The following is a 7,100-nucleotide window of genomic DNA, read 5'->3' on the forward strand; positions in this document are numbered from 1 at the left end:
CGATGGGGTTTTGTCATTCCGCACAGACGTCAGCTGGTACACCATCGCGAGCAGGCTCGCTCCCACAGGGTTTTGTGTTTGCAGGATGGCTACGGCTTGTTGGGTATGCCGTACTTGCGCAACCGATGGGCGATGGCGGTATGGGAGGTTTGCAGGCGGCTGGCCAGTTGCCGGGTCGAGGGATAGCTGACGTAGAGTTTTTCCAGCAGGGTCTTCTCGAAGTCATCCATCGCCTGTTCCAGGCTGTCGACCTCGTGATCGCTCTGGCGCGCCACCGAAGTGCCGGCGATGTCGAGATCGCCGATATCCACCAGACTGCTTTCGCAAATGGCCGCGGCGCGGAAGATCACGTTCTGCAGCTGACGTACGTTGCCCGGCCAGTGGTTGCCGAGCAGTGCCGGATAAGTGCCCGGCGCCAGGCGACAGACCGGGCGCTGGATCTGCGCGCAGGCCTGCTGCATGAAATAGCGCGCCAGCAGCAGAATGTCCTGGCCACGCTCGCGCAGCGGCGGGACTTCGACGTTCAGCACGTTGAGGCGGTAGAACAGGTCTTCGCGGAACAGCCCTTCGCTGACCATCTTTTCCAAGTCGCGGTGGGTGGCGCTGAGGATGCGCACGTTGACCTTCACTTCGCGATCGCCGCCGACCCGACGGAAGCTGCCATCGTTAAGAAAGCGCAGCAACTTGGCCTGCAAGTACGGCGACATCTCGCCAATCTCATCGAGAAACACCGTGCCCTGGTTGGCCAGTTCCATCAGCCCCGGCTTGCCGCCCCGTTGTGCGCCGGTAAAGGCGCCGGGGGCGTAGCCGAACAGTTCGCTTTCGGCGAGGTTCTCCGGCAATGCCGCGCAGTTCAGCGCCAGAAACGGCGAGTTATGCCGCGTGCTGATGGCGTGGCAGGCGCGGGCCACCAGCTCCTTGCCGGTGCCGGTTTCGCCCTGGATCAACAGTGGTGCATCAAGGGCCGCCACCCGTTGTGCGCGAATCTTGAGGTTGCGGATTACCGGCGATTCGCCCAATAACGAATCAAAGCCTTCGGCGTGGTCGTGGTGCAGCGCGGATAGACGCTCGCCGATGCGGTTCGGTTGATACAGGGTCAGCAGGGCGCCGGCATCGGTAATCGGCGTGGCGTCCAGCAACAGCGTCTGGCCGTTGAGGGTGATTTCCCGCAGCGGCAAACGGAAACCGTGTTCGAGCAACGTGTCGAGCAAGGCAGGATCGGCAAACAGATCGGCCACGCTTTCACCGGCGGGTTCCCGACCATACAGGGCGATCAGCGCCGGGTTGGCCAGCAGTACCTTGCCGTCGCTGTCCAACGCCAGAACAGGATCGGTCATTGCCGCGAGCAACGCATCGAGCTGCAAATGGCGACGCTGGCCGGGCAGGATGTCCACCACCGTCATCGCCTGCACGCCGCGCACGCTGAGCAGGGCATCGCGCAGCTCTTCGAGGACTTCCGGGCTCAGGGTCGGGGCGTCGATATAGACGTTGGGTGGAACCATTTCCACCGCATCCAGGTTGAGATTGCGTCCACCGAGCAAGGCCAGGACTTCCTGGGTAATACCGACTCGGTCGATGAAGCTGACGTGGATACGCATGGGGCGGTTTCGGGTTCTGCAGTGCGGAGGGTGGCAAGTATGCCTTGGGGCGGGCGATTGGTGAAATCCTGCGCGGTCTTCACCGGCAATAGTTTCCCTCCCTTGTGGGAGCGAGCCTGCTCGCGATGCGGCATAACAGGCAAACCAAAACTCAAGGCAAACAAAAAGGCCCCGAGGTTCACACCCCGGGGCCTTTTGCATTGCAGTGAGCTTTAAGCCGCTTTTGCTTCCGGCTGGCTCAGGGAGCGGTTCAGCGCGCTGAACAGGGCCTTGAAGCTGGCGGTGGTGATGTTTTCGTCGATGCCGACGCCGTGCACCGCACGCTCACCGTTCACACGCAGTTCAATGTAGGCCGCCGCCTTGGCATTGGTGCCCGAGCCGATGGCGTGTTCGTTGTAGTCCATGATTTCCACCGGAATCGGCAGACCAGCCACCAGTGCTTCCAGGGCGCCGTTGCCCTTGCCGCGCCAGTGCAGGTTGGTTTCGCCCTGGCCTTGGCTGGCGACTTCCACTTCGACGGCGCTGTGGCCGTTTTCTTCTTGCAGACGATGGCTGACCAGCGCGTAAGGCGCGTTGGCTTGCAGGTACTCGCTGTGCAAAAGCGAATGGATCTGCTGAGCGGTCATTTCCAGGCCCAGGCGATCTGTTTCACGCTGCACGACCTGGCTGAACTCGATCTGCATGCGACGCGGCAGGCTGATGCCGTATTCCTGCTCCAGCAGGTAGGCGATGCCGCCCTTGCCCGACTGGCTGTTGACGCGGATCACCGCCTCGTAGCTGCGGCCGATGTCGGCCGGGTCGATCGGCAGGTACGGCACTTCCCACAAGGCATCCGGTTTCTGCTGGGCGAAGCCCTTGCGGATCGCATCCTGGTGGGAGCCGGAGAATGCGGTGTGAACCAGGTCGCCGACGTACGGGTGACGTGGGTGCACCTGGATCTGGTTGCACTCTTCGACGACCTTGCGCACGCCGTCGATGTCGGAGAAGTCCAGCTCAGGGTTCAGGCCCTGGGTGTACATGTTCAGTGCCACGGTCACCAGGTCGACGTTACCGGTACGCTCGCCGTTGCCGAACAGGCAGCCTTCAACGCGGTCGGCGCCGGCCATCAGGCCCAGCTCGGTGGCGGCAACGCCGGTGCCACGGTCGTTGTGGGTGTGCAGGCTGATGATCACGCTGTCACGACGATTGATGTTACGGCCGAACCATTCGATCTGGTCGGCATAGATGTTCGGGGTCGCGCATTCCACGGTGGCCGGCAAGTTGAGGATCATCTTGCGCTCTGGCGTCGGGTTCCAGACCTCGATCACCGCATCGCAGACTTCCTTGGCGAATTCCAGCTCAGTGGCGCTGAAGGTTTCCGGGGAGTACTGGAAGGTCCACTCGGTTTCAGGCTGCTGGGCGGCGTATTTGACGAACAGCTTGGCCGCGCTCACGGCGATTTCCTTGATCCCGTCCTTGTCCTGGTTGAAGACAATGCGGCGGAAGGAAGGGGAGGTGGCGTTGTACAGGTGAACGATGGCTTTTTTCGCGCCGCGCAGGGATTCGAAAGTACGCTCGATCAGGTCTTCACGGCCCTGGGTCAGCACCTGGATGGTGGTGTCGTCCGGGATGTGCTTGTCTTCGATCAGGGTACGCACGAAGTCGAAGTCGGTTTGCGAAGCGGCCGGGAAGGAGGCTTCGATTTCTTTGACGCCCACCTGCACCAGGGTTTTCCAGAAGCGCAGCTTCTTGACGGCGTCCATGGGCTCGATCAGCGACTGGTTGCCGTCACGCAGGTCGGAGCTGCACCAGATCGGCACGGAGGTGATGGTTTTCGACGGCCAGGTGCGATCCGGCAGGTTGATAGTCGGGAACGGGCGGTATTTCGAAGACGGGTCTTTGAGCATGGTCATGGGGAAATCCTTATTGTGTGGGCCGAAAAAAGGCGGCCTGCCGGTGGATCAATGTTCTGGATAACGCGTGAGACGAGGTGCCGCGATTCAGCCCGGCAGTCGTGCGCTGACAAGGCACAAGCTGCGATGCTGACGGAGCTGGATGAGGGTGTGAGAGGTTTTCATGCCTTCAACCCTAACCTTGAGGGGGGAGGATGGCAAGCAGTCAGAAAAAATTGGGAGAAGTTCTGCTTTTGATGTGATTGTCGCGATTTGATCGCGCATATCGGGGTGCGGGGCGTGAATGATTGCGCTGATGGTTGAGCGTCAGCAATCCAGATTCGGGGTGATGCCACTGGCCTCTTCGCGAGCAAGCCCGCTCCCACAGGGGGCAGCGGTGTATGCAAAATCTGTTTACACCACCGGTCACTGTGGGAGCGGGCTTGCCCGCGAAGAGGCCCTCAGCCACATCGCAAAATTATGGCTGGAAAGCCCCAATGAATATCGCCGGATCCACCCGCGCATCGTTCAGGCTGACATTCCAGTGCATGTGCGGCCCCGTCGCCCGGCCGGTCGCGCCGACCTTGCCAACCACCGCACCGCGCGCCAGTTGCTGGCCGACCTTCACATCGATTTTCGACATATGGCAGAACATGCTGATAAAGCCCTGGCCGTGGTCGACGAACACCGTGTTGCCATTGAAGAAGTAATTGCCGATCAGGATCACCTTGCCCGCCGCCGGGGTCTTGATCGGGGTGCCGGCGGGCACGGCGAAATCCAGGCCCGAGTGGGGATTGCGCTCTTCGCCGTTGAAGAAGCGGCGCACGCCGAACTTGCTCGACAGCGGCCCGTTGACCGGCTTGTCCAGCAGCAGGTTGCTCGGCGTATTCGGGCTGAAGGTGCGGTAGGCGGCGACCTGCTCAGCCAGCTCGCGTTCGATGCGCTTGAGATTGTCCTGGTTCGGATTGACCTGTTGGGTGTTTTTCAGCGTGATGCGCTGTTCCGGGTATTTCTTGTTGCCGACAGTGAAACCCAGGTTACGGCCACCGCTGCTGATGGACTGTGCGCCCGGCTTGACCGTCAACGGCACACCGACAATCGCCAGCCAGTTGTTCTGCTCCTTGACCACCAGCACCGGTTTGCCCTGATAGCTGGCCTTCGGAGCTTGCGCTGAGCTGCCCAGATCCACCACGGCCACACCGCCCGGCACCGGTTTGTTCAACAGGCGCGTGATGTAGCTGTCAGCGTGGGCATTGAACGTCAGGCACAACAACATAAGCGAAGCTAAAAAGCGCGGCATGGATCAATCCAGTAAAGAAAGGGTGACAGGTGTCAGGTGATTGTCTTCGACCCGCACTTGCAGTTCGCCTTCACCCAGCTTGGCCTTCAGGCGCTGGCCGTTATGGGTTTGCGCGGCGCTGCGAATCGCGTTGCCGCGCTCGTCCAGCAAAATGCTGTAACCACGGCCGAGGGTCGCCAGCGGGCTGACCACATGCAGGGTCTGCATCTGGCTGTGCAATTGCAGGCGACGGTTTTTCAGGCCTTCGCGCATGGCGCGGGGCAGGCGTTCGGCGAGGCTGTCGAGGCGCTGGCGCAGCATCGCCAGTTGCCGGCCCGGATGCTGCCCGGCCAGGCGGGTGTCCAGGCGGATCAAGCGTTCGCGACGGGTGTTCAGGTTGCGCTCGAAAGCGCGGCGCAGGCGCATGTCCAGATCGTCCAAGCGCTGCGCTTGTTGGCGCAGGCGTTCGCCGGGATGGCGCAGGCGCCGGGAAATGCCTTCCAGACGCAGCCGATCGCGCATCAGGCGGTCGCGCATGCGCATCACCAGCCGACGGTGCAGGCTCTCGACCCGGCGCACCAGGTCGCTGGAGTCCGGGGCCAGCAGTTCGGCGGCGGCGGAAGGGGTTGGGGCGCGGACGTCGGCGACGAAGTCACTGATCGACACGTCGGTTTCGTGGCCGACGGCGCTGACGATCGGTGTCACGCAGGCGTCCACGGCGCGGGCCACGGCTTCTTCGTTGAAACACCAGAGGTCTTCGAGCGAACCGCCGCCACGGGCCAGGATCAAGGCGTCGAAGCCACGGGCGTCCGCCAGTTTCAGGGCGCGGACGATTTGCGCGGTGGCTTCGCGGCCCTGTACGGCGGTGGGGATCAATGTCAGTTGCACCTGGGGTGCGCGACGCCGGAACACACTGATGATGTCGCGGATCACCGCGCCGGTGGGCGAGCTGATGATGCCGATGCGTTGCGGATGCGCCGGCAGCGGCACTTTGCGTTCGGCACTGAACAGGCCTTCGGCGCTGAGCTTTTCCTTCAAGGCGTCGAAGGCCAGGCGCAGGGCACCGTCGCCGGCCGGTTCAACGGTGTCGAGGATCAGCTGATAATCGCCGCGCCCTTCGAACAGCGAGACCTTGCCCCGTACCTTGACCGCCAGGCCGTCTTTCAGCGCCTGGCGCACCCGCGCGGCGTTCTGCCGGAACAGTGCGCAACGCACCTGGGCGCCGCTGTCCTTGAGGGTGAAGTACACGTGCCCTGACGCCGGGCGCGCGAGGTTGGAAATTTCGCCCTCGACCCAGATATTGCTGAACACGTCTTCAAGCAACACCCGCGCACGGCCGTTGAGCTGAGTAACGGTCAGGACTTCGCGGTCCAGGCCGAGTCTTGCAAAGGGATCTTTAATCATGGGGCGCAGTTTAAAGGCATTCCCGAACCGAATGCACGACCCCTTGTAGGAGCTGCGGAAGGCTGCGATCTTTTGCTCTTGTTTCTAAAGATCAAAAGATCGCAGCCTTCGGCAGCGCCTACAGGGATTAGTTACATGCTGATTGATTGGTTGGGCCAGTGGCAGTTTGGCGCTGGGGAATGGGGCGTGATTGGCCTCGGCATTGCGCTGGCCTACATCGTTTTCGGCATCGCCGGCTTCGGCACCGCGCTGGTCGCCGGACCAATCCTGATCCTGTTCATGCCGCTGTCGAAAATCGTCCCGCTGCTGGTGCTGCTGGATTTCGTCGCAGCCTTCGGCAACTTGCTGCCTTCGCGCCGTGACGTGGCCAGGCCCGAACTGCTGCGGCTGCTGCCGTGCATGGCGGTGGGCTGCACGCTTGGGGTGATTTTCCTGCTGAACCTCAAATCCGACCTGTTGCTGCTGTTGATGGGGCTGTTTATCAGCGCCTACGCGATTTACAGCCTGTGGATAAAAGCCCGTCCGGCGCAATTGTCGGCCGCGTGGTCAGTGCCGATGGGCACGGTGGGCGGGATGTTCGGGGCGTTGTTTGGCAGTGGCGGCTTTTTGTACGCGATTTATCTGAACAGCCGATTGCCCAAGGACGAGGCCCGGGCGACACAGAGCGCGCTGATCAGTTGCAGCACGGTAGTGCGGTTGAGTCTGTTTGCGATCGCCGGGGTGTATTCGGATGTGCCGTTGCTGGTGTTGGCGGTCTGCTTGCTGCCGGCCATGGCGCTGGGGCTGTGGGTTGGTCGGCGTTTGACCAGACGCTTGTCCCGGGAGGCGTTTGTGCGCCTGGTGACGTGGTTGGTGCTGGTGAGCGGGATTGCGTTGATTGGGCGCTATTTGAGCACCTGATCTGCGTGTAGCTCCGCTTCTCTGTAGGAGCGAGGCTTGCCCGCGAAG

The 7,100-nt window shown here is 62.1% G+C and carries 5 protein-coding genes; 1 reads left to right on the forward strand and 4 read right to left on the reverse strand.

Annotation, left to right across the window (positions count from 1 at the left end; all coding sequences use genetic code 11):
- Positions 1 to 89: 89 nt before the first annotated feature.
- From ACW9JE_RS26920 to xseA, 4 genes are all read right to left on the reverse strand, one after another.
- On the reverse strand, positions 90 to 1,598 hold the full coding sequence (locus tag ACW9JE_RS26920; protein WP_224541683.1) for a sigma-54-dependent transcriptional regulator: 1,509 nt from the start codon (positions 1,596 to 1,598) through the stop codon (positions 90 to 92).
- Between the two features lie 212 nt (positions 1,599 to 1,810).
- On the reverse strand, positions 1,811 to 3,490 hold the full coding sequence (gene leuA, locus ACW9JE_RS26925) for a 2-isopropylmalate synthase (RefSeq protein ID WP_457434484.1): 1,680 nt from the start codon (positions 3,488 to 3,490) through the stop codon (positions 1,811 to 1,813).
- 457 nt (positions 3,491 to 3,947) lie between these two features.
- Positions 3,948 to 4,769: a peptidoglycan DD-metalloendopeptidase family protein gene (locus tag ACW9JE_RS26930; RefSeq protein ID WP_457434485.1), complete on the reverse strand. Its 822-nt coding sequence runs from the start codon at positions 4,767 to 4,769 to the stop codon at positions 3,948 to 3,950.
- Positions 4,770 to 4,772: 3 nt separating this feature from the next.
- Positions 4,773 to 6,152 (reverse strand): exodeoxyribonuclease VII large subunit, encoded by a 1,380-nt coding sequence (gene xseA / locus ACW9JE_RS26935; RefSeq protein WP_457434486.1) that lies wholly within the window; start codon positions 6,150 to 6,152, stop codon positions 4,773 to 4,775.
- Between the two features lie 135 nt (positions 6,153 to 6,287).
- Between xseA and ACW9JE_RS26940 the strand changes: the two genes are divergently transcribed.
- Positions 6,288 to 7,052 (forward strand): sulfite exporter TauE/SafE family protein, encoded by a 765-nt coding sequence (locus ACW9JE_RS26940; RefSeq protein WP_457434487.1) that lies wholly within the window; start codon positions 6,288 to 6,290, stop codon positions 7,050 to 7,052.
- Positions 7,053 to 7,100 lie beyond the last annotated feature (48 nt).

It is taken from the genome of Pseudomonas sp. SDO55104_S430 (genome assembly GCF_054070595.1).

What these genes read in the sequence shown, in the direction of transcription:
- ACW9JE_RS26920 (WP_224541683.1), bottom strand. Translation starts at nt 1,598, where the DNA reads ATGCGTATCCACGTCAGCTTCATCGACCGAGTCGGTATTACCCAGGAA.
- leuA (WP_457434484.1), bottom strand. Translation starts at nt 3,490, where the DNA reads ATGACCATGCTCAAAGACCCGTCTTCGAAATACCGCCCGTTCCCGACT.
- ACW9JE_RS26930 (WP_457434485.1), bottom strand. Translation starts at nt 4,769, where the DNA reads ATGCCGCGCTTTTTAGCTTCGCTTATGTTGTTGTGCCTGACGTTCAAT.
- xseA (WP_457434486.1), bottom strand. Translation starts at nt 6,152, where the DNA reads ATGATTAAAGATCCCTTTGCAAGACTCGGCCTGGACCGCGAAGTCCTG.
- ACW9JE_RS26940 (WP_457434487.1), top strand. Translation starts at nt 6,288, where the DNA reads ATGCTGATTGATTGGTTGGGCCAGTGGCAGTTTGGCGCTGGGGAATGG.